Origin of the sequence: Inquilinus sp. NPDC058860 (assembly GCF_042743185.1) — a bacterium.
In the GTDB taxonomy this organism is placed as follows: Bacteria; Pseudomonadota; Alphaproteobacteria; order DSM-16000; family Inquilinaceae; genus Inquilinus.
The window spans coordinates 46207-64932 of the sequence record NZ_JBHYMS010000032.1; the positions used below are offsets into that span (position 1 = coordinate 46207).

General features: G+C 69.1%; 19 protein-coding genes. 12 read left to right on the forward strand and 7 right to left on the reverse strand.

Annotated elements, in window-relative coordinates:
* Positions 1 to 92 precede the first annotated feature (92 nt).
* Entirely contained in the window at positions 93 to 428 is a 336-nt protein-coding gene (locus ACFW16_RS21285; RefSeq protein WP_380308687.1) for a GIY-YIG nuclease family protein, read from the reverse strand.
* Between the two features lie 109 nt (positions 429 to 537).
* On the opposite strand from ACFW16_RS21285, the gene ACFW16_RS21290 reads away from it, so the two are divergent.
* The gene (locus ACFW16_RS21290; protein ID WP_380308689.1) at positions 538 to 1137 is read left to right on the forward strand and encodes a DUF2239 family protein; all 600 of its coding nucleotides are present in this window, start codon (positions 538 to 540) and stop codon (positions 1135 to 1137) included.
* Between the two features lie 81 nt (positions 1138 to 1218).
* Positions 1219 to 1794: an NADPH-dependent FMN reductase gene (locus tag ACFW16_RS21295; protein ID WP_380308691.1), complete on the forward strand. Its 576-nt coding sequence runs from the start codon at positions 1219 to 1221 to the stop codon at positions 1792 to 1794.
* A gap of 121 nt (positions 1795 to 1915) precedes the next feature.
* Here the strand turns inward: ACFW16_RS21295 and ACFW16_RS21300 are convergent, their stop codons facing one another.
* The 3 genes from ACFW16_RS21300 to ACFW16_RS21310 form a co-directional block, all read right to left on the reverse strand.
* Complete coding sequence (locus ACFW16_RS21300; protein WP_380308693.1) at positions 1916 to 2821, reverse strand: DMT family transporter; 906 nt, start codon at positions 2819 to 2821, stop codon at positions 1916 to 1918.
* Between the two features lie 6 nt (positions 2822 to 2827).
* On the reverse strand, positions 2828 to 3604 hold the full coding sequence (locus ACFW16_RS21305) for an SDR family oxidoreductase (RefSeq protein ID WP_380308695.1): 777 nt from the start codon (positions 3602 to 3604) through the stop codon (positions 2828 to 2830).
* Between the two features lie 181 nt (positions 3605 to 3785).
* Positions 3786 to 5207, reverse strand: a complete 1422-nt coding sequence (locus tag ACFW16_RS21310; protein ID WP_380308697.1) for a glutamine synthetase family protein — start codon at positions 5205 to 5207, stop codon at positions 3786 to 3788.
* 282 nt (positions 5208 to 5489) lie between these two features.
* Here ACFW16_RS21310 and ACFW16_RS21315 point away from each other — a divergent pair, with 282 nt between their 5' ends.
* Together ACFW16_RS21315 and denD are read left to right on the forward strand one after the other, a co-directional pair.
* Positions 5490 to 7055 carry an amino acid permease gene (locus ACFW16_RS21315; protein ID WP_380308699.1) on the forward strand — a complete coding sequence of 522 codons (1566 nt, stop codon included), beginning with the start codon at positions 5490 to 5492 and terminating at the stop codon, positions 7053 to 7055.
* A 136-nt stretch (positions 7056 to 7191) separates the two neighbouring features.
* Positions 7192 to 8190: a D-erythronate dehydrogenase gene (gene denD / locus ACFW16_RS21320; RefSeq protein ID WP_380308701.1), complete on the forward strand. Its 999-nt coding sequence runs from the start codon at positions 7192 to 7194 to the stop codon at positions 8188 to 8190.
* Positions 8191 to 8289: 99 nt separating this feature from the next.
* Here denD and ACFW16_RS21325 read toward each other — a convergent pair whose 3' ends face one another.
* The gene (locus ACFW16_RS21325) at positions 8290 to 9084 is read right to left on the reverse strand and encodes an alpha/beta hydrolase (protein WP_380308703.1); all 795 of its coding nucleotides are present in this window, start codon (positions 9082 to 9084) and stop codon (positions 8290 to 8292) included.
* A 355-nt stretch (positions 9085 to 9439) separates the two neighbouring features.
* Between ACFW16_RS21325 and ACFW16_RS21330 the strand changes: the two genes are divergently transcribed.
* The 8 genes from ACFW16_RS21330 to ACFW16_RS21365 all read left to right on the forward strand — a co-directional run bounded on the left by ACFW16_RS21330 (position 9440) and on the right by ACFW16_RS21365 (position 16441).
* The gene (locus ACFW16_RS21330; protein ID WP_380308705.1) at positions 9440 to 10498 is read left to right on the forward strand and encodes an ABC transporter ATP-binding protein; all 1059 of its coding nucleotides are present in this window, start codon (positions 9440 to 9442) and stop codon (positions 10496 to 10498) included.
* Positions 10499 to 10552: 54 nt separating this feature from the next.
* Positions 10553 to 11869 carry an ABC transporter substrate-binding protein gene (locus tag ACFW16_RS21335; RefSeq protein WP_380308707.1) on the forward strand — a complete coding sequence of 439 codons (1317 nt, stop codon included), beginning with the start codon at positions 10553 to 10555 and terminating at the stop codon, positions 11867 to 11869.
* 105 nt (positions 11870 to 11974) lie between these two features.
* Positions 11975 to 12751, forward strand: coding sequence for a pentapeptide repeat-containing protein (locus ACFW16_RS21340; protein ID WP_380308709.1), 777 nt, complete (start codon positions 11975 to 11977; stop codon positions 12749 to 12751).
* An 87-nt stretch (positions 12752 to 12838) separates the two neighbouring features.
* Positions 12839 to 13783 carry a carbohydrate ABC transporter permease gene (locus tag ACFW16_RS21345; RefSeq protein WP_380308711.1) on the forward strand — a complete coding sequence of 315 codons (945 nt, stop codon included), beginning with the start codon at positions 12839 to 12841 and terminating at the stop codon, positions 13781 to 13783.
* Positions 13783 to 14667, forward strand: a complete 885-nt coding sequence (locus tag ACFW16_RS21350; protein WP_380308713.1) for a carbohydrate ABC transporter permease — start codon at positions 13783 to 13785, stop codon at positions 14665 to 14667. The genes ACFW16_RS21345 and ACFW16_RS21350 overlap by 1 nt, the downstream gene beginning before the upstream one ends.
* Positions 14668 to 14683: 16 nt before the next feature.
* A complete protein-coding gene (locus ACFW16_RS21355) occupies positions 14684 to 15577 on the forward strand; it encodes an alpha/beta fold hydrolase (protein ID WP_380308715.1) in 894 nt (297 codons plus the stop codon).
* 97 nt (positions 15578 to 15674) lie between these two features.
* Positions 15675 to 16253, forward strand: a complete 579-nt coding sequence (locus ACFW16_RS21360; protein WP_380308717.1) for a TetR/AcrR family transcriptional regulator — start codon at positions 15675 to 15677, stop codon at positions 16251 to 16253.
* Positions 16254 to 16294: 41 nt separating this feature from the next.
* Positions 16295 to 16441 (forward strand): hypothetical protein, encoded by a 147-nt coding sequence (locus ACFW16_RS21365; RefSeq protein ID WP_380308719.1) that lies wholly within the window; start codon positions 16295 to 16297, stop codon positions 16439 to 16441.
* A gap of 56 nt (positions 16442 to 16497) precedes the next feature.
* On the opposite strand, the gene ACFW16_RS21370 is transcribed toward ACFW16_RS21365, so the two are convergent.
* Together ACFW16_RS21370 and ACFW16_RS21375 are read right to left on the reverse strand one after the other, a co-directional pair.
* Positions 16498 to 17250, reverse strand: coding sequence for a DsbA family protein (locus tag ACFW16_RS21370; RefSeq protein WP_380308721.1), 753 nt, complete (start codon positions 17248 to 17250; stop codon positions 16498 to 16500).
* Between the two features lie 102 nt (positions 17251 to 17352).
* Positions 17353 to 18693 carry a M48 family metalloprotease gene (locus tag ACFW16_RS21375; RefSeq protein ID WP_380308723.1) on the reverse strand — a complete coding sequence of 447 codons (1341 nt, stop codon included), beginning with the start codon at positions 18691 to 18693 and terminating at the stop codon, positions 17353 to 17355.
* Positions 18694 to 18726: the final 33 nt, after the last annotated feature.

Genomic DNA, 18726 nt, shown 5'->3' on the forward strand with positions numbered 1-18726 from the left:
AGGTTGGGTTCGCCTTCAGGCGAACCCAACACGGGCGATGTTCCCGGCATGTCGATGTTGGGTTCGCGTCGCGAACCCAACCTACGTCCGGATCAGATCACCCCAGCCTTGAGCGCTGCCTGCCAGTGCTCCAGCCGCTGCTTCAGGCGCTTGTCCCGGAAGTGGGTGGTGTCCTCCTCGGACAGGATCTCGACCATCTCGAAGGTGAAGGCGGCCTCGCCATGCGCGCGCCACGCCTGCTGCAGGCCGGGATGCGTGTGGCTGCCGAAGCGCAGCATGAACCAGGCGCGGTTCCGCGCGGTGGCCAGGTTGGGACTGCGCCCGACCCAGGTCCCGCCCGACGCGACGCAGCGCACCGCATAGATTCCGGCGGACACCCTCTGCTCCTTGCAGGCGGCGATGGCCGCCTTCCTGTCCTCGCTCTTCATCGCCCGATCCCATTCCATAGTGGTGCGAGATTATTGCCCGGGTGATATTGACGCAAGACATTTTGCCCGGGTATAAATCGGCTCGTCTCGCCACCGGGATCCTGTTGCCGTGACCGCGACCGCCTCCACGCCTTGCACCGCCTTCGAAGGCCCCACGCTGCTGCTGTCCGGCCCCTTGGCCGAGGTCGCGCTGGTGGCCAAGGCCAGGGTCGACCGCAATATGGGCGGCCCCATCCTCGTCTTCGACGACACGACCGGGCGGGTGGTGGATCTCGACCTGCGCGGCAGCGAGGCCGAGATCGTCGCGCGGCTGGCGCCGGCGGACAGCGCCGAGCCGGCGGAGCCTCGGGGGCGGGGACGGCCGAAGCTCGGCGTGGTCGGGCGCGAGGTCACCCTGCTGCCGCGGCATTGGGAGTGGCTGGCGGCTCAGCCGGGCGGAGCATCGGTGGCGCTGCGCAAGCTGGTGGACGAGGCCCGGCGGGCCGGCGGCGCAACGCAGCGGATGCGCGCGGCGCGGGAGGCCGCCTATCGCGTCATGTCGGCGATGGCGGGCGACCTGCCCGGCTTCGAGGAAGCATCACGCGCCCTGTTCGCCAGCGACCGTGGCCGCTTCGAGCAGGAGACCGCGACCTGGCCCCCGGATCTGCGCGGCTACGTCATGCGCCTCGCCTTCGGCGGGCCGGCGAACGACCCGGCGAAGACACGCTGATTCCGTCCGCGCGGAAACCGCTTGAGCTGAAGCTGACTTGAACTTGTAGGCTGCCCCGACTCACCACCATCGAGGGGCATCATGGACACTCTGCGCATCGGCCTGATCTACGGCAGCGTCCGCGACGGGCGGTTCTGCGACACCGTCGCCGGCTGGGCGGCCGGCGAGATCGAGCGGGCCGGCGGCTTCGCGCTCGACCCGATCGACCCGCGCGCGCTCGGCCTGCCGGACTGGAGCGGCCGGCGGGACGGGGAGGGCGTCACCGCCTTCCGCGAGCGCATCGACCGGGCCGACGCTTTCGTCGTGGTGACGCCGGAATACAACCACGCCTACCCGGCGGTGCTGAAGTTCATGATCGACTGCGCCTATGCCGAATGGCAGGCCAAGCCGGTGGCCTTCGTCTGCTATGGCGGCATCTCCGGCGGCCTGCGGGCGGTGGAGCAGCTGCGCCTGGTGTTCGCCGAGCTGCATGCGGTGACGCTGCGCGACACGGTCAGCCTGGCCTTCGCCCAGCGCCGCTTCGACGCTTCCGGCCGGCTGGTCGAGCCGGAGCAGCCGACCGCCGCCATGGCGGTGATGCTGAAGGCGCTGCGCTGGTGGGGCACGACGCTGCGCCAGGCCCGTGCCGTCGCCCCCTATGCCGAGGCGCTGGCGTAGGCCCCGCAAAAAAGAACCCCGCCGGAGGAGGCGGGGCTGAGGGGTCCAGTGGTGGAAGGGAGCTCTCGCACCCCCCGAGAGAGAGACGAAGCAGGGGGGCGATCTATTCCGGATAATCTGTTCACCGCCCGAAGGTGGCGAGGGCGACGCCGCCGAGGGTCAGAGCCAGGGCGCCGATCTCGCGCGGGCCGAACGGGTCGCCCAGCATCGCCACCGAGGCGAGGACTCCGATCACCGGCGTCATCAGCGCCCCGATGGTGGCGACCGAGGCCGGCAGCCGGCGCAGCGCCGCGAACCAGGCGATATAGGCGAGACCGAAGGCCAGGACGCCGCCATAGACCAGCGCCAGCCAGTGATCGGCGTCGAGCGCCCCGAAGTCCGGCTGTTCCAGCAGCTGCCAGAACAGCAGCAGCGGCAGCAGGCCCAGCCCGGTCTGCCACGCCACCAGGGCGGTCGGCGGCATCGCCACCGGCGCCCGCTTGGCCAGCACGGTGCCGAGCGCGAACAGCATCGACCCGGCCAGGGCGAAGGCGACGCCGGGCAGCTTGGCGGCGATATCGGCCTCGCCCGGCGTGCCGTGCGCCACCAGCAGCACGATGCCGGACAGGCCGAGCACCAGGCCGATGCCGCGGGCCGGGGTCGGCCGCTCGCCCAAGAGTGGCCAGGCCAGAAGCGCGGCCCAGATCGGCAGGGTGTAGGCCAGGATCGTCGTCTCCGACGCCCGCAGCCACAGCAGCGACAGGGTGGTCAGCGCCATCCAGGCGGTGACGTTGAGCGACGCCGCCAGGCACAGCCGGCCCCACTGGCCGCGCGGCGGCACCAGGGATTCGCGCCGGGCCAGGGCGATCGCCAGCACCAGGGCGGTGCCGATCAGGCCGCTCGCCGCCCGCACCGAGAAGGGCGGCAGCACGGCCACCAGATATTTCACCAGGGGCCAGTTGAAGCCCCACATCAGACTGGTCGCCACCAGGAATCCCAGCCCCTGGACCGACACCCCCGGTGCCTTGGACGCGGCGTTCGTCACCATGGGTCGCTAGAGGATGACCGGGCTCTGCAGCCCGTCCATGCTGATGTTGACGCCGGTGATGTAGCCGGCCTTGGCCGAGGCCAGGAACAGCACCGCGTCGGCGATCTCCTCCGGCTGCGCCCCGCGGCCGAGCGGGATGCGCGACACCGCCCGCCGCCGCGCCTCCTCCAGGGTGATGCCGTGCAGCCGGGTCTCCGCCTGCAGCCCCTCGGCCACCCGCTCGGTCTCGGTCAGGCCGGGGTTGACGCCGACCACGCGGACGCCTTTGCCGGCATAGGCGGTGGCCAGGCCGGCCGTGGCCAGCATCAGCGCGGCGTTGGCGGCGCCGCCGGCGATGTGGACGGTGGCCGGCACCTTGCCGCCATTGCCAATGACGTTGACCACGACGCCGGTGCCGCGCGCGGCCATGCGCTTCACCACCGGGTCGATGACGTTGATGTAGGAGAAGAACTTGGCGTCCATCGCCGCCTTGTAGGCGGCCGGGGTCAACTCCTCCGCCGGGGTCCGCCGGGCGGCGCCGGCCGAGTTGACCAGCACGTCGATCGGGCCGAGCTGACGCTCGGCCGTTTCCACCGCCGACAGGGCGGCGGCCGCGTCGGTCAGGTCGGCGGCGATGGCGACGGTGCCGGGCAGCCCGGCCGCGGCGCGGTCGAGATTGGCCTGGCTGCGTGACACGATGGCGACCCTGGCGCCCTCGGCCAGGAACGCCTTGGCGCAGGCCAGGCCGATGCCCTTCGATCCGCCGGTCACCAGCACGGTCTTTCCGGTCAGGCCGAGATCCATGGAACGCTCCTTCGGATTGGGTTCAGGCGCAGGCCTCAGAGACCGTTTGGAAATGCGCTGGCGTGAGTCGGCTGGTGGTGGTTTCGAGAACCGGCGCGCAGCGGACGTTTGGGTCCGTGAGCACCGGAAGCGCAGAAACCGCCATCAGACGGCCGCGCCAGTAGCATTTCCAAGCGGTCTCTCAGATGATCTCGAAGTACCGAGCCAGTTCCCAATCGGTGATGTGCTTGCGGAATTCGCGCTCCTCCCATTCGCGGGTGGCGGCGAAATGCTCGACCCAGTCGTCGCCGAACAGGCCGCGCGCCGGTTTCGATGCGCGCAGCCGCTGCGCCGCCTCCCACAGCGTGCGCGGCAGCTCCATCTTGCGCGGGAAGGACTTCGCGTAGGCGTTGCCCTTGACCGGCTCGCCCAGCTCCAGCTTGCGTTCGATGCCCCAGAGGCCGGCGCCCAGCGCCGCGGCCAGGACGATGTAGGGGTTGGCGTCGGCGGCGGCGATGCGGAACTCGACCCGCTGGCTCTTCGGCCCGCCCTGGATCACGCGCAGCGCCGTGGTCCGGTTCTCCACCCCCCAGGTCGCCGAGGTCGGCGCCCAGAAGCCGGGGATCAGCCGGGAATAGGCGTTCACCGTCTGCGCGATCATGGCCAGGAACTCCGGCATCAGCGCCTGCTGGCCGGCCACGAAATGGCGCATCGTCGCGCTCATGCCGTGCGGGTCCTTCGGATCATGGAAGGCCGGCTTGCCCTTGCCGTCGACCAGCGACATGTGGATGTGGCCGCTCTGCCCCGGCACCTCGTTCGACCACTTCGACATGAAGGTGGCCATCAGGTTGTTGCGCTGGGCGATCACCTTGGTGAAGGTGCGGAACAGCGTCGCCTTGTCGGCGGCGGACAGGCCGTCATCGACCGCGATCGCCGCCTCCAGCACGCCCGGCCCGGTCTCGGTGTGCAGCCCCTCGATCTCGCAGTCCAGCGCCTGCATGGTGCCCAGCAGCTCGTGGTACAGGTCCGACCAGACCGTGTTGCGCAGCGTCGAATAACCGAAGAAGCCGGGCGTCAGGCTGGTCAGGTTGCGGTAGTGCTTCTCGCGCACCGAATGCGGCGTCTCGTCGAACAGGAAGAACTCGTATTCGAACGCCGCCTTCAGGCCGAAGCCCATGCCGGCGGCCTTGTCCAGCATCCGGCGCAAGAGGGCACGCGGGCACACCGCCTCGGCCTGGTCGGCCAGCTCGCACAGGAAGAAGGGAAGGTCGTTCTCGAAGGGCAGCCGGCGCATCGTCTCCGGCAGGATGCGCACCGGCGCGTCCGGATAGGCGGTGTGCCAGCCGGTGTAGCGGGCGTTGTCGTACAGCTGGTCGTGGCTGTCCCAGCCGACGATCACGTCGCAGAAGCCGAAGCCTTTCTCCAGCGCCGACAGGAATTTGTCGCGCGAGATGTACTTGCCGCGCAGGATGCCGTCGACATCGGTCAGCGCCACCTTGACGTGGTTGTATCCCCCCTCCTGCACCAGCCTGCGGGCGTCGTCGCCAGTAAAGCGGGGGGCGGTGAAGCGGGCCGCGGACGCGGCGGGGCGGGGGCTAGCGGCCCGGGATGTCGGTTGCGCCATAGGTTCGAAGTCTCCCGTTTCCTGTCGCCCGCCGCTTTGCCGGAGGATCCGATGCGGGTCGATATGCGGAGCCTATTCAGAGCATGCCTGACGAAGCGGCGGCAAGACGGGCCGCGACGCGGCGTGGTCCGGAGCCGTCCTTCCCGCAATACCCTTGTCGGCGTTGTGGTTCGGTGAGACAGTTTCTGCCGGATCCGGGCGGGTCCTGTGTGGAATCATGCCCGTTCTTGTGAGGGAGCGATCCAGGAAGCAGTCCAGAACGACAACAGGGAGCGCAGATCGATGTCCCAGGACGCTCGCGGTCCGGGAAGCCCGCACGACATCTCCGACGATGTGAAGGTTCTGCACAGCATGGGCTATGCCCAGGAGCTGCTGCGGCGGATGTCCGGCTTCTCCAACTTCGCCATCTCCTTCTCGATCATCTGCATCCTGTCCGGCGGCATCAACTCGCTGGGGCAGGGCATCGGCGGCGTCGGCGGCGCCGCGATCGGCATCGGCTGGCCGCTCGGCTGCCTGGTGTCGCTGATCTTCGCCCTCGGCATGGGCCAGATCGCCTCGGCCTATCCGACCGCCGGCGGCCTCTACCACTGGGGCTCGATCCTCGGCGGCCGGGCGCTGGGCTGGTTCACCGCCTGGTTCAACCTGATCGGGCTGATCGCGGTGCTGGCGGCGATCAATGTCGGCACCTTCCTGTTCGTGGTCGGTGCCTTCGGGGCCCAGCTCGGGCTCGAGGCCAATGCCTGGACCCAGTTCATCTTCCTGGCGCTGCTGACCGGCAGCCACGCGCTGTTGAACCATCTCGGCATCCGGGTGACGACGCTGCTGACCGACCTCAGCGGCTACCTGATCTTCCTGGTGGCGGTGGCGCTGACCATCGCCTTCCTGGCCTACGCCCCGGCGATCGACATCTCCCGGCTGTGGACCTTCACCAACTACAGCGGCCCGGCGGGCGGCGACGTCTGGCCCCAGCATGGCAGCCTGCTGATGGTGTTCCTGCTCGGCCTGCTGCTGCCGATCTACACCATCACCGGCTTCGACGCCTCGGCCCACACCTCCGAGGAGACGGTGCAGGCGTCGCACAACGTGCCGCGGTCGATGGTGCGGTCGGTGGTGCTGTCCGCCGTCTTCGGCTACGCCATGCTGGTCGCCTTCGTGCTGGCGATCCCGAACATGGACGAGGCTGCGGCCCAGGGCTGGAACGTGTTCTTCTGGACCTCGGACGCGGTGCTGCCGGCCGGGCTGAAATACACGCTCTATTTCGGCATCGCCGTCAGCCAGTATCTCTGCGGCCTGGCCACCGTGACCTCGGTGTCGCGGATGATCTTCGCCTTCGCCCGCGACGGCGGCCTGCCGGCCTCGGCCTCGCTGCGCAAGGTCAGCCCGACCTTCCGCACCCCGGTCGCGGCGATCTGGACCGGCACGGCGCTGGCGGTGCTGCTGACCGTCTATGCCGACCTCTACTCCATCGTCGTCTCGGTGGCGGTGATCTTCCTGTTCATCTCCTACGGCCTGCCGGTGGCGCTCGGGGCCTGGGCCTATGGCCGGACGTGGACGCAGATGGGGCCGTGGACGCTGGGCGGCGCCTACCGGCTGGTGGCGGTGCTGTGCGTCGCGGCGGCGGTGCTGATCTTCATCATCGGCGTGCAGCCGCCGAACGAGAAGGCGCTGTACATCACCATCGCCTTCCTGATCATCACCGCGCTCGTCTGGTTCTTCCTGGAGAACCGCCGTTTCCAGGGACCGCCGATCGGCGAGGCGATCCGCCGGCGCCAGGCCGAGATCGCGGCGGCCGAGCAGGCCGTGGGCGAGACCACGGGTGCGGCTGTCGGCGAAGCCGGCAAGGCCTGATCCAGGCCGCTGCCATCCATGGGGCGCCCCAGCCGGGCGCCCCTTTTCCTTGCCGTCGGGGCGGGGTCGATCTAAACCATATAAGTCGTACAATACGGCCGCCGGTCGACGGCGGCAGGTTCAGGGGAAACGCAGGATGAAGGTCGTCATCACCGGTGGTCTCGGTTTCGTCGGGCTGAATCTGGCCCGGGCGCTGCTGAAGCGCGGCACGCTGACCGGCATCTCCGGCCAGCAGGAGCCGATCGACGCGATCACCCTGTTCGACATGGCGGCGCCGGCCGAGCGGCCGGACGGCCTCGACGACCGGGTGTCGATCGTCACCGGCGACATCTCCGACCGCGCCACCGTTTTCGGCCTGGTCGACCGCGACGACATCTCGGTGTTCCACCTCGCCTCGATCCTGTCGGGCGGCGGCGAGAAGGATTTCGACCTGGCGCTGCGGGTCAATCTCGACGGCGGGCTGAACGTGTTCGAGGCGGTGCGGGCCCGGAAGGGCGGGGCGCAGCGCCTGGTTGCCGCCAGCTCGATCGCCGTGTTCGGCGGCTCGGTGATGCCGAAGACGGTGACCGACGCCACCAAGCAGACCAGCCAGACCACCTACGGCGTCACCAAGACGATCTGCGAGCTGCTGGTCAACGACTACAGCCGCAAGGGCTTCTTCGACGGCCGCTCGGCCCGGCTGCCGACCATATTCGTCCGTCCCGGCAAGGCCAATTCCGCCGCCTCCAGCTTCTGCTCCGGCGTGTTCCGCGAGCCGCTGAACGGTGTCGAATGCGTGCTGCCGGTGACCCGGGCGCAGCTGCCGATGCTGGGCTACCGCAACTGCGTCGCCAGCTTCATCGGCCTGCACGAGGCGCCGGCCGCGGCGCTGGGCGACGACCGCGCCGTCAACCTGCCGAGCCGCGCCTACACGGTGGAGGACATGGTGGCGGCGGTGAAGCGGGTGGCCGAGAAGTACCAGATCAAGCTCGGGCCGATCACGACGAAGCCGGACCCGGTGATCCAGGCGATCGTCGACGGCTGGGCCACCGACGCCTCCTGGGACCGGGCCCGCGCGCTCGGCCTGCCGATCGACGAGAGCATCGACCGGGTGGTCGAGGACTACATCGAGGACTTCCTGCCCAGCCGTCATTGACCTGCATAGGTTGGGTTCGCGGCCGCGAACCCAACATTGCGCCGGCGTCTGGATGTTGGGTTCGCCATCCGGCGAACCCAACCTACGGCTGAACGTTCCTCACGCCGCGCCGGCGGCCTGCAGGATCAGCGCCGCGATCTCCTGCGGGTGCGAGACGATGCCGAGATGGCTGGACGGCAGCTCGATCGTCTTCGCACCCATGCGCCTGGTCATGAAGCGCTGCAGGTCGGGGTTGATCGTGCGGTCCTGGGCCGAGACCTGGTAGAAGCTCGGCTTCGACCGCCATGCCGCCTGCGTCACCTTGGCCGTGAACAGCGCGTCCGAGACGCGGCCCTGGACGGCGTAGAGCACGCGGGCCTTGGCCGGGTCGACGTCGCCGGCGAAGTCGCGCAGGAACGCCTCCTCGCCCAGCCAGGCGTATCCGCCGGCATGGACCACGCCCGCGCTCGCCGGCGGGGTCGGATAGGTCTTGGCCAGCGCCGTGTAGTCCTCGTCGGCGTCCGGCGCGCGGGCGGAGCAGTAGACCAGGGCCGAGACCTTCGGATGAACGCCGGTCTGGGTGATCACCTCGCCGGCATAGGAGTGGCCGACCAGCACCGTGGGGCCGTCCTGCAGGTCCAGGACGCGCTGGGTGAAGGCGCAGTCCTCGGCCAGGGACTGCAGCGGGTTCTGCACCGCCGTCACGTTCAGCCCGGCCTGCTGCAGCCGGGGGATGATCTCCACCCAACAGGATCCGTCGGCATAAGCGCCGTGCACCAGCACGACGTTGCGGGCGCGCGGCACGGCGACCGGCGCGGCCGCCGCCGCGGTGCGGGAGCCGGCGGCAAGCACGGCCGCGCCGCCGGCGGCGGCCAGGCCCATCAGGAATTCACGACGATCGATGGCGTTCAGCATGATCTTCTCCGCAAGGCAGGGCGCTTCCGGCCCCTCCGGAAGCGGCGCTCGATCGTCTCTGTATGTGGAGAGCGCGTCGGAGCGGCATCTGTGTATTCGGATGAAGGTGGCGGATAGTTTCATGAATACGCTGTAACGATCGATGCAAGCCGAAGCTTGTTTCCTTCTGGCGAAATCTACGCCGCGGCCGAACCCGCTCGGCGTTCCGGCGCCTGCGTTCCGGGTGTCTGATACCGGTAACAGATTTGTACGATCATAACGTCGAATCCGTTTGACCCGACAGGACCATCCGCTACCCTCTGCGGCAACGATCGGCGGCCATGACGCTTCCGGCATCGCTCAATAGGGAGGGGGAATGGCCTCGGTCTCGATCCGTGGTGTCACCAAGAGCTTCGGCACCGTCCCGATCATTCATGGCGTCGACATCGAGATCGGCGACCACGAATTCGTGGCGCTGGTCGGCCCCTCCGGCTGCGGCAAGTCCACCCTGCTGCGCATGATCGCGGGGCTGGAGCGGATCACCGGCGGCGACATCTCCATCGCCGGCCGCCGCATCAACGATGTCGCGCCGAAGGAGCGGGACATCGCCATGGTGTTCCAGAACTACGCGCTGTACCCGCACATGACGGTGCGGGACAACATGGCCTTCGCCCTGATGCTGGCCAAGACCGACAAGGCCGAGATCGACCGGCTGGTCGGTGACGCCGCCGGCATCCTCGGCCTGTCGGCGCTGCTCGACCGCTATCCGCGGCAGCTGTCCGGCGGCCAGCGCCAGCGCGTCGCCATGGGCCGCGCCATCGTCCGCGACCCGCAGGTGTTCCTGTTCGACGAGCCGCTGTCGAATCTCGACGCCAAGCTGCGGGTGCAGATGCGCACCGAGATCAAGCTCTTGCACCAGCGGCTGAAGACCACCTCGATCTACGTCACCCACGACCAGGTCGAGGCCATGACCATGGCCGACCAGATCGTGGTGATGCGCGACGGGCGGGTGGAGCAGGCGGGCGCGCCGCTCGATCTCTACGACAACCCGGCCAATGTCTTCGTTGCCGGCTTCATCGGCTCGCCGGCCATGAACTTCATCGACGGCACGGTGGCCGATGGCGGCGTCCGCGCCGGCGACGGCACGCTGCTGCCGCTGCCGCCGGGTGCGCCGGTCGAGGCCGGGAAACGGGTGCGCTACGGCGTGCGGCCGTCGCATCTGCGCGTCGCCGCCGACGGCGCCGGGCTGCCGACCGAGGTCGAGGTGATGGAGCCGACCGGCGACGACACCTTCGTCTATGGCCGCATGGCGGGACAGGAGATCTGCGCCATGTTCAACGAGCGCCAGAGCTTCGGCCCCGGCGACACCATCCGGCTGCAGCCCGATGTCGGGCGCGTCCACCTGTTCGACGCGGAGACCGAACGCCGCCTGTGACGGCGGCGGCTTTCAGACAGCGATTTTCAAGCAAAGACAGACGGGAGAGGAAACATGGCTGAGTTCACGCGGCGCGACGTTCTGAAGACCGGGGCGGGCCTTGCCGCGGCCGGCGCCATCGGCTCGGGCGGCCTGATCCGCCCGGCCCACGCCCAGGACCTGTCCTACACGCCGGAATCGGGCGCATCCCTCAGGGTGCTGCGCTGGGCCAAGTTCGTGCAGGGCGACGAGACCCAGTGGCTGGCCAACACCAAGGCGTTCAGCGACAAATACGGCGTCCCGGTGCGGGTCGACAGCGAGGGCTGGGAGGACATCCGGCCGAAGGCGGCGGTCGCCGCCAATGTCGGCAGCGGGCCCGACATCGTCCTGGTCTGGTTCGACGACGCCCAGCTCTATCCCGACAAGCTGCTCGACGTCACCGAGCTCGCCAACTACCTCGGCACCAAATACGGCGGCTGGTACGAGGGCCTGCAGGGCTACGCCCAGCGCGACGGCAAGTTCATCGGACTGCCGCTGGCCGCGATCGGCAACGCCATCTGCTATCGCGAGAGCTGGGTCAAGGAAGCCGGCTTCTCCGAATTCCCGAAGGACACCGACGGCTTCCTGGCGCTGTGCCGCAAGCTGAAGGAGAACGGCCACCCGCCCGGCTTCACCCTCGGCAACGGCGTCGGCGACGGCAACAATTTCGGCCATTGGATCATGTGGAGCCATGGCGGCAAGATGGTCGACGAGCAGGGAAACGTCGTCATCAACAGCCCGGAGACGATCGCCGGGCTGAAATATGCGGCCGAGCTGTACAAGACCTTCATCCCCGGCACCGAGGCCTGGCTCGACACCAACAACAACCGGGCCTTCCTGGCCGGCGAGGTCAGCGTCACCGCGAACGGCGTGTCGCTCTACTACGCCGCCAAGAACGACGCCAACCTGAAGGAGATGGCCAAGGACATCCGCTGCGTGCCGCTGCCGGTCGGCCCGGTCGGCCAGTCGGTCGAGCTGTGCCAGACCACCTCGGCGATCGTCTTCAACTACACCAAATACCCGAACGCGGCGAAGGAGTACCTGCGCTTCATGTGGGAGAAGGAGCAGTTCTTCCCCTGGATGGAGGCGGCGAGCGGCTATTGCTGCCAGCCGCTGAAGGGCTATGCCGACCACCCGATCTGGAAGGCCGACCCGAACCACGCCGCCTATGCCGGCGCGTCGGAGCGCCTGCGCCCGAACGGCTATGCCGGGCCCCTGGGCTACGCGTCGGCGGCGGCGATGGCGGACTACATCGTCGTCAACATGGTCGCCGAGGCCGCCACCGGCCAGCGCACGCCGGAGGAAGCGGCGGCGCGGGCCCAGAAGCGGGCCGAGCGGTACTATCGGGTGTAGCATCACGTAGGTTGGGTTCGCGAATGCGAACCCAACATTGGTTTGGCTGTTGGGTTCGCCTCGGCGAACCCAACCTACGGGCTGCCCCGGGGAGGGAGGCCAAGCATGGTGTTCGGCTGTCGGATCGTGCTGGCGGTGCTGCTCGCCGCCCTGGCCGCGCCGGGCTGGAGCGCCGATCTGACGCGCGACCAGGTGGTCGCGATGCTGTCCCGCGCCTCCCCGGCAGCGCCGGCCGATTTCTCCGGCAGGTCGCTGGAGAAGGTCGATCTCAGCGGTCTCGACCTGTCGGGGGCGAAGTTCGCCGGCGCCGATCTGTTCGCGGCCAAGCTGGAGGACAGCAACCTGACTGGGGCCGACCTGACCGGCGCCAATCTCGGCCTCGCCTGGGTGATCCGGGCGAACTTCACCCGGGCCGACCTGTCCGGCGCCAACATCCAGGGGCTGGTCGTCGCCTCGGGCCTGCAGACCAACCCGGCCGAGGCCCCGGTCTTCGTCCGGACCAGGTTTGTGGGGGCGCGGGTGATCGCCCGCTTCGGCGGCTTCGACTTGCGCGGGGCCGATTTCACCGATGCCAGGCTGGCGGTCGACATGCGCAACCAGTCGATGGGGATCATGCGGGCCGACTTCTCGAGCGCCAGGCTGGAGGGCGCCAACTTCACCCGAGCCGATCTCGGCCGCGCCTGGTTCCGTTTCGCCAAGCTGCAGGGGGCCCGCTTCACCGGCGCCAGCCTGCAGCATGTCGACTTCTCCGGCGCCGATCTCACCGGGGCGGACTTCACCGGTGCCGACGCCGCCGGGGCGGATTTCGGCGCGGCGATCCTGGCCGGCGCCATCGGGCTCGACACGATCAAGGGGCTGGACCCTGCGGTCCCGCGCCGGTAGCGCCGTGACATGACGATCAACTTCAGAGCGGCCTGAGGCCGCAAGCCGGGCGCCCGCGGACGGCGGATGGCACGAGTGGGAGGACAGATGTCGACGATCGCGCAGCGAAGATCGCCGCCCCCGACCGCGTCGTGGATGGCGCGGATGATGGAGAGCCGCAACGCGCTGGGGCTGGCCTTCCTGCTGCCGGCCGCGGTGATCCTGCTGCTGTTCCTGACCTATCCGCTCGGCCTCGGCGTCTATCTCGGCTTCACCGACACGCGCCTCGGCCGGCCCGGCATCTGGATCGGGGCCGAGAACTACGAGTTCCTGTACGAGGACTCGATCTTCTGGCTGTCGGTGTTCAACACCGTCCTCTACACGACCGTCGCCAGCCTGTTCAAATTCGTGCTCGGCCTGTGGCTGGCGCTGCTCCTGAACCGGCACCTGCCGTTCAAGGCCTTCCTGCGCGCCATCGTGCTGCTGCCCTGGGTGGTGCCGACCGTGCTGTCCGGCATCGCCTTCTGGTGGATCTTCGACGCCCAGTTCTCGGTGATCTCCTGGGCCCTGATCAAGCTCGGGCTGATCGACACGCCGATCAACTTCCTGGGCGATGTCGCCAACGCCCGGGCGTCCGTGATCGCGGCCAACATCTGGCGCGGCATTCCCTTCGTCGCCATCACCCTCCTGGCCGGGCTGCAGACCATCCCGCAGTCGCTGTACGAGGCGGCGGTGCTGGACGGCGCCAGCAACTGGCAGCGCTTCCGCTGGATCACCCTGCCGATGCTGTCGCCGATCATCGCCGTGGTGATGACCTTCTCGGTGCTGTTCACCTTCACCGACTTCCAACTGATCTACGTGCTGACCCGCGGCGGCCCGCTGAACGCCACCCATCTGATGGCGACGCTGTCGTTCCAGCGCGCCATCCCCGGCGGCCAGCTGGGGGAGGGGGCGGCGATCGCCTCGGCGATGATCCCGTTCCTGCTGGCGGCGGTGATGTTCAGCTATTTCGGCCTGCAGCGGCAGCGCTGGCAGCAGGGAGGGCGCGACTGATGGCGATCAAGAGCGACGGGATCGCCGACGAAGGCGGCATGGGCTATCTGGAGCGGCTGCCGCGCCGGGTGGTGACGGTGTACCTGCCGCTGGCGGTGTTCGTCTTCGTGCTGCTGTTCCCGTTCTACTGGATGGCGGTCACCTCGGTGAAATCGAACGCCGAGCTCTACAACTACAAGGACTTCAACCCGCTCTGGGTGGCCGAGCCGACGCTGCGGCACATCCAGTTCCTGCTGTTCGAGACCTCGTATCCCAACTGGCTGTGGAACACGATGGTGATCGCGGTCGGATCGACCGTGCTGGCGCTGGTCTGCTCGGTCCTCGCCGCCTATGCGATCGAGCGGCTGCGCTTCACCGGGGCGCGCGTCGTCGGCCTCGCCATCTTCCTGGCCTATCTGGTGCCGCCCTCGATCCTGTTCATCCCGCTGGCGGTCCAGCTCGGCCAGCTGGGTCTCTTGAACAGCCAATGGGCGCTGATCCTGACCTATCCGACCTTCCTGGTGCCGTTCTGCACCTGGCTGCTGATGGGCTATTTCCGCTCGATCCCGTTCGAGCTGGAGGAATGCGCCATCATCGACGGCGCCTCGCGGCTGCAGATCCTGCGCCGCATCACCCTGCCGCTGGCCGTGCCCGGCCTGATCTCGGCCGGCATCTTCGCCTTCACCCTGTCCTGGAACGAGTTCATCTACGCCCTGACCTTCATCTCGGATTCCGAGCGCAAGACCGTGCCGGTCGGGGTCTTGACCGAGCTGGTCCAGGGCGACACTTACCAATGGGGCGCCCTGATGTCGGGCGCCCTGCTGGGCTCGCTGCCCGTGGTGCTGCTCTACTCCTTCTTCGTCGAGCACTACGTCTCCAGCATGACCGGCGCCGTGAAGGAGTGAGGCCAGGGAGACCGCCGTGACCCGGACCGCATCCGTCGACACCCCGCTGCTGCGCATCGCCTATGAGGATTCGGGACCGGCGGACGGCCCTCCGCTGGTGCTCCTGCACGGCTGGCCGGACCATCTGCGCACCTGGGACCGGATGCTGCCGGCGCTGCACGAGGCCGGGTTCCGCACCCTGGCGCCGAACCTCCGCGGCTTCGGCGGCACCGCCTTCCTCGACCCCGGCACCATGCGCTCGGGCCAGCTCCCGGCACTGGGGCAGGACGCGCTCGATTTCGCCGACGCGCTCGGCCTGGGCCGCTTCGCCGTGGTCGGGCACGACTGGGGCGCCCGCGCGGCCTATATCGCCAGCGCCCTGGCGCCGCAGCGGGTGTCGCGCTGCATCGCCCTGTCGGTCGGCTGGGGCACCAATTCGCCCGACCAGGAGCTCAGCCTGACCCAGGTTCAGAACTACTGGTACCACTGGTACATGGCGCTCGACCGCGGCGCCGATCTGGTGCGCCGCGACTGCCGCGGCTTCACCCGCTACATCTGGCGGATCTGGACCCCGGAGTGGGAACTGTCGGACGCGGAGTTCGAGGAAACGGCCGCCGCCTTCGACAATCCGGACTGGGCCGATGTGGTGCTGCACTCCTACCGGGTCCGCTGGGGCCTGGCACCACGCGACCCGCGCTATGACGAGATCGAGGCGCGGCTGGCCGGGGGCCTGGAGATCGACGTGCCGACGCTGGTCCTGCACGGCGGCTCCGACCCCTGCAACGACCCCTCGACCTCCGCCGGGAAGGAGAAGTTCTTCCGCGACCGCTACGAGCGCGACGTGCTGCCCGGGGTCGGTCATTTCCCCCAGCGCGAGGCGCCGAACGCCGTTGCCGAGGCGGTCCTGCGGTTCCTGGCTGCCGAGGGCTGATCCGGACGCCGCTCCGCCCGACTGAGGGCGGGGCATTGACATCTTGGTGCGCCTCAGAATAGTTAGTTAACGATCACTAACTTCTTGAGTCGCTGACATGGCCGGCAAGGGCAGGGACACGAGGGCGCGGATCGAGGAGGCGGCTATCCGCCTGTTCGCCGAGCGCGGGGTGGAGGGCACTTCGGTGCGCGACATCGCCGCTGCGGTGGGGGTCACCGAGGCGGCGCTGTACCGCCACCTGACCTCTAAGGACGAGTTCGTGGCCGGGCTGTTCGCCGACCGCTATGTCGAGCTCGGCCGCCAGGTCCATGCGGCGCAGGAGGGGCTGGCCGGCTTCGCCGCCCGGATGCGGGCGATGGTCGAGGCATGCTGCCGGCTGCACGACCGCGACCCGTCGCTGTTCCGCTTCCTGCTGATCGTCCAGCACCGGGCGCTGCCCAGCTTCGCTGTGGGCGAGCCCAACCCCGGCGACGTCATCGGCGCCGTGATCGCCGACGGCATCCGCGAGGGCGCCGTGACCATCGCCGATCCTCGCCTCGCCACCGCCATCGCCTTCGGCTGCGTGCTGCAGCCGGCGGTGTTCCTGCTCTACGGCCGGCTCGAGGGCGGCCTGGCCGACCGCGCGCCGGAGATCGCCGGCGCCATCCTGCGGGCGTTGGGCGGCCCCACCGCCTGAGACCCGCATCGACCCATCCGTCTCAGCGCAAGGAGACGTCCATGATCGACCCGATCGTGTTCCTGTTGATGGTCGCCGCCATGATCTGGCTCGGCGTCCAGGTCCTGATCCAGCGCAGCGCCATCCGCGAGCTGGAATCCCGCCTCGACCTCATCGATGAGGAGGCGCCTACCGGTCGGAAGTCGTAGGTTGGGTTCGCCGTCGGCGAACCCAACCTACGCGGTCTTGAAGACCGAACCGGTTCTCAGCCCGCCCGGTCCTTGTCGATCTGGCTCTTCAGCGCGTCGAAGCCGACGGCGCCCGGGATGATCTGGTCGTTGATGACGAAGGCCGGCGTACCCTGCACGCCCAGCGCCTCGGCCAGGTCCATGTTGGCGCGCAGCTCCGCCACCACCGACGGGTCGTTCATGTCCTGCTTCAGCTTGTCGAGGTCGAGCCCGACCTGCTGGGCGGTGTCATAGATCACCTGGTCGGTCAGCTGGCCCTTGAGGCCCATCATCTTGGTGTGGAAGTCGAGATACTTGCCCTGCTTCTGCGCCGCCAGCGAGGCGCGGGCCGCGGTCACCGAGGCGGGGCCGAGGATCGGGAACTCCTTCAGCACGACCTTGAGGCCGCCATCCGCCTTTATCAGGCGCTCCAGGTCGGGCTGGGCCCGCTTGCAGTAGCCGCACTGGTAGTCGAAGAACTCGACCAGCGTGACGTCGCCCTGGGCGTTGCCGATCACCGGCGAGGAGGCGCTGCGGAAGATCTCCTCGGCCCGGCTGGTCAGCGTCTTCGTCTGGCCGGCGCGCTCCTCCTCGTCCTTCTTGGCCTGATAGGCGTCCAGCGCCTCGACCACGATCTCCGGATGGGCACGGATGTAGTCGCGCACGACCTGCTCGATCGCCTCCTTCTGGGCCGGGTCGATCGCGGGCGTGCTCTGCTGCGCCGAGACCGTCGGCGACGCGACCGCCACCGCGGCGAGGACGGCCAGGCTGGCGAGGCGGGGGCGGAGCATAGGAGGATCCTTTCGCTGAAGCATGTCCCACTAGTCGCCTTTCGCGACGGGATGATCAAGCGTTACACGGTTTCGGCGACAATTCGACCGCAAGGCCATGCGCTAGCCGGGCTTGTCCTCGGCCTCGCGCTGCAGGTCCTGGGCCCGGCGCCAGCCGGGTGAGCCGCGCGGCAGCAGTTGCAGCGCCCGGTCGACCTGGGCCCGCGCATTCGGCTTGTCGCCGCGGGCGAGGTTGTCCTCGGCTAGGGCCAGCGCCGCCTTGCCCATGTCGCCGACCTTGCCGTAGGCGGTGCCCAAGAGCCGCCAGACGATCGGCGGCGTCTTCTCCGGCTCGACGCTGGCCCGCTCCAGGTCGCGGATGGCGCTGCGCAGCTCGGCATCCGAGCCGCGGTCGATCTTGGTCTGGGCCAGCGGGATCAGCAGCAGCGGCTCGCCCGGCAACAGGGCCAGGGCGCGCTCGTAGTAGGGCCGGGCCTCCGCCAGCCGGCCGGTCTCCAGCAGGATCTGGCCGCGCAGCTCGAGATAATAGGGGTTGCGCGGCTCCGCCTTGATCAGCGCGTCGGTGCGGCCGAGCGCGTCGGCGAAGACGTTGTTGCGGTAGGCGGCGATCGCCCGGGCGTATTGCGCCGGGATGCTGGTGTCGCCGGGCGGATAGACCCGCGCCACGCTCATCGGCTGGGTGAAGCCGAACAGCTTGGCCCGCATCCGCGCGAACATGTCGTCATAGCCGGGCGGCATGGCGCCGCCGCGCAGCGCCGATTTCTCGACCGCATCCTGCACCGCCTCGATCCGGTCCTGGGTCAGCGGATGGGTGCGGGCGTATTCCGAGCCGGAGGGGCGGGCCAGCTCGGCATCCTGCATGCGCTTGAGGAAGCTGAGCATGCCGTCGGCCGGGATCCCGGCCTGGGCCAGGAAGCGCAAGCCCGCCTGGTCGGCCGAGCTCTCGATCCCGCGGGTGAAGTTGACCATGTTCTGCCGGACCATGTCCTGGGCGGTCATGACGCCGGCCATGCCGGCGTCGCCGCGCCCCGACGCGGCCCCGGCGGCGGCGCCCAGCAGCGAGCCGATGGTCGCGATCAGCCCGCTGCGCTCCATCTGCTCCGCCCCGCGCACCAGATGGCCGCCGGCGATGTGGCCGGTCTCGTGCGCCAGCACGGCCATCAGCTCGCCGGCGCTGCGGGTCTGCAGGATCAGCCCGGAATTGACGAAGATGTTCTGGCCGCCGGCGACGAAGGCGTTGGCGTCGTCGTCATTGACCAGGAAGATGGTGACCGCCCCCGGGTTCAGCCCGGCCGCCCGGAAGATTGGCGTCAGCATCTTGTGGATGCTAGTTTCGATCTCGGCGTCGCGGACCACCGGAATGCGTTGCGCCTGGGCCGCCGCGAGGGGCCCGACGATGACCGTCGCCAGGGCCAGCATCAAGATCCGAATGATCCGTCCCAACGCTCCGCTCCCTCCGTGCCGGCGATCCGTTCC

Bases quoted from the DNA above. Each gene is read 5' to 3' on its own strand.
- ACFW16_RS21360 (WP_380308717.1), top strand. From the start codon at position 15,675: ATGGCCGGCAAGGGCAGGGACACGAGGGCGCGGATCGAGGAGGCGGCT.
- ACFW16_RS21365 (WP_380308719.1), top strand. From the start codon at position 16,295: ATGATCGACCCGATCGTGTTCCTGTTGATGGTCGCCGCCATGATCTGG.
- ACFW16_RS21295 (WP_380308691.1), top strand. From the start codon at position 1,219: ATGGACACTCTGCGCATCGGCCTGATCTACGGCAGCGTCCGCGACGGG.
- ACFW16_RS21345 (WP_380308711.1), top strand. From the start codon at position 12,839: ATGTCGACGATCGCGCAGCGAAGATCGCCGCCCCCGACCGCGTCGTGG.
- ACFW16_RS21340 (WP_380308709.1), top strand. From the start codon at position 11,975: ATGGTGTTCGGCTGTCGGATCGTGCTGGCGGTGCTGCTCGCCGCCCTG.
- ACFW16_RS21285 (WP_380308687.1), bottom strand. From the start codon at position 428: ATGAAGAGCGAGGACAGGAAGGCGGCCATCGCCGCCTGCAAGGAGCAG.
- ACFW16_RS21315 (WP_380308699.1), top strand. From the start codon at position 5,490: ATGTCCCAGGACGCTCGCGGTCCGGGAAGCCCGCACGACATCTCCGAC.
- ACFW16_RS21370 (WP_380308721.1), bottom strand. From the start codon at position 17,250: ATGCTCCGCCCCCGCCTCGCCAGCCTGGCCGTCCTCGCCGCGGTGGCG.
- ACFW16_RS21310 (WP_380308697.1), bottom strand. From the start codon at position 5,207: ATGGCGCAACCGACATCCCGGGCCGCTAGCCCCCGCCCCGCCGCGTCC.
- ACFW16_RS21300 (WP_380308693.1), bottom strand. From the start codon at position 2,821: ATGGTGACGAACGCCGCGTCCAAGGCACCGGGGGTGTCGGTCCAGGGG.
- denD (WP_380308701.1), top strand. From the start codon at position 7,192: ATGAAGGTCGTCATCACCGGTGGTCTCGGTTTCGTCGGGCTGAATCTG.
- ACFW16_RS21350 (WP_380308713.1), top strand. From the start codon at position 13,783: ATGGCGATCAAGAGCGACGGGATCGCCGACGAAGGCGGCATGGGCTAT.
- ACFW16_RS21330 (WP_380308705.1), top strand. From the start codon at position 9,440: ATGGCCTCGGTCTCGATCCGTGGTGTCACCAAGAGCTTCGGCACCGTC.
- ACFW16_RS21325 (WP_380308703.1), bottom strand. From the start codon at position 9,084: ATGCTGAACGCCATCGATCGTCGTGAATTCCTGATGGGCCTGGCCGCC.
- ACFW16_RS21305 (WP_380308695.1), bottom strand. From the start codon at position 3,604: ATGGATCTCGGCCTGACCGGAAAGACCGTGCTGGTGACCGGCGGATCG.
- ACFW16_RS21335 (WP_380308707.1), top strand. From the start codon at position 10,553: ATGGCTGAGTTCACGCGGCGCGACGTTCTGAAGACCGGGGCGGGCCTT.